This is a genomic window from Methanocalculus sp. (assembly GCF_029762515.1).
In the GTDB taxonomy this organism is placed as follows: domain Archaea; phylum Halobacteriota; class Methanomicrobia; order Methanomicrobiales; family Methanocorpusculaceae; genus Methanocalculus.
In genome coordinates this window covers 1-1,779 of record NZ_JARVGN010000442.1, presented here as the reverse complement: position 1 = coordinate 1,779, position 1,779 = coordinate 1, and the positions used below count along the sequence as shown (strand labels likewise).

3 protein-coding genes are annotated in these 1,779 nt (G+C 49.4%); 2 read left to right on the top strand and 1 reads right to left on the bottom strand.

The features are described from left to right. Both QCH34_RS11945 and QCH34_RS11940 read left to right on the top strand, forming a co-directional pair. Positions 1–831: ImmA/IrrE family metallo-endopeptidase (locus QCH34_RS11945; RefSeq protein WP_300334467.1), on the top strand; the 831-nt coding region annotated here is incomplete at its 5' end. Next, complete coding sequence (locus QCH34_RS11940) at positions 803–1,312, top strand: hypothetical protein (protein WP_300334466.1); 510 nt, start codon at positions 803–805, stop codon at positions 1,310–1,312. The genes QCH34_RS11945 and QCH34_RS11940, both read left to right, overlap by 29 nt. Positions 1,313–1,380: 68 nt before the next feature. Here the strand turns inward: QCH34_RS11940 and QCH34_RS11935 are convergent. After that, the coding region (locus QCH34_RS11935) for an ABC transporter permease (protein ID WP_300334465.1) at positions 1,381–1,779 on the bottom strand (399 nt) is incomplete at its 5' end.

Here is a 1,779-nt window from a genome sequence, read left to right as displayed (position 1 = left end):
ACAAAAAAGATCACCGGAAAAGAGAGAATACGAATTGAAGCAGAGACGAAAGACTGGTTGGAGCGCTATCTCACCATTGAGGAGCTGAGTGGAATCTGCCGGAGATTTGAGATGCCCGATGGATTCCCAAGAGAAGTGTCATCCTATGATGAGGTTGAAATGGCAGCAGATGATCTACGAAAAGCCTGGGATCTTGGGGATCATCCAATTGATAATCTTACCTCATTGCTTGAAGATAAGGGCTTGAAGATTGGTATAATCGGCGGAATTACAAAATTCGATGCCCTCTGCACCAGTTTTGGTGATGATCTGGTCATTCTGATGCGAGCCGGACTCACCTATGCACGGCAGAGATTTACCCTTGCTCATGAACTGGGACACTGCCTCCTGATAGCAAAGGACGGTATGGATCATGAGAAGGTAATGCATCGGTTTGCAGGTGCTTTCCTGGTTCCTTCCACACGAGCCTTCTTTGAACTTGGAAGCAGCCGCAGGCACATCTCGATTCATGAACTTACTCTCCTGAAAGAGAAGTATGGACTCTCAATGAGTGCCTGGATATACCGGGCATCTGATCTTGGTATTCTTTCAGCAGATACCCATACCAGGATGAGGAAAGAGTTTTCAGTACTTGGATTGAATCGAAAAGAACCCGGTGATGAAAAAGCGGGTGATGATCCAGTATCTCTCGAATCACTTGTCTATCGATCGCTTGCGGAAGGTATGATCTCAATCTCAAAGGCAGCAGAACTCTTAAACCAGAATATCGGTGACTTTTACAGCCTGAATGGAGACGCATCGCGTGAAAGCACGTCCCTTGTATGTCATTGATACAAACGCCATCATCGATCTGCGTGAAGCTGATCTGATTCCGGATCTCTTTCATCTCCCCTGCAGATTTGTCGTCTCTGATTTCGTTCAGAAAGAGCTTTTGCATCCCCCGTTTGCTGCGCTTGTCGATCTGGGTCTCTCTGTCCAGTCTCTGAGTGCGGATTCAGTTCAGGAATTAATGGGTCTGATTGACAGGTATCCGCAACCCTCCATTGCTGATCTTTCTGTACTGGTTCTTGCAAAACAGGTGAAGAGACCACTCCTGACAGGAGACAGAGCGCTCATCCATGTAGCGGTTGCTCAGGGGGTTGAATGGTGTGGCACCTGCTGGCTTCTGGATTATATGGTGAATTCGAGAGTGATTACCCCTGAAAGGGCTATCAGTTCATTGCAGAAGATGCGTTTACAGAAGCGGAATCCACCGCAGGATGAATGCCGACAGACAATCCTGCAATGGAAGAAATATCGGGGGTTATTCTGACATTTTCAGGAAGATACCTCAGGATTGGGTATATCTCCCTTTCAGTTTCTGCCCTATTCTTCCCCCTCTCACACCGACGCCTTCCTGAAGAGAAACGCTCCCACACCAATCATAACCACCGTGCTCAGGCAAAGCGCCGCCAGGCATACAAGCGGGTGGATTGCCGAGGTGCCGAGGAGCCCATACCGGATCCCCTCCACGCCGTGGGTGAGCGGGTTTATGAGTGTCAGCGGTATCACCCATCCGGGCAGGCTTTCAATCGGGAAGAGGGCGCCGGAGAGGCCGAAGATCGGGAAGACCACGAAGTTCATGATCAGCTGGAACCCGTGCATATCCTCCATCCTTGAAGCAATGGCGATTCCAAGTGCTGCAAAGCAGATGCCGATCAGCGTCATGAAGAGGAAGGCGATGAGAAAACCCGGAAGGGAGGGTATGGCAATCCCGATAAAGAGCGATAAGACAAGGAT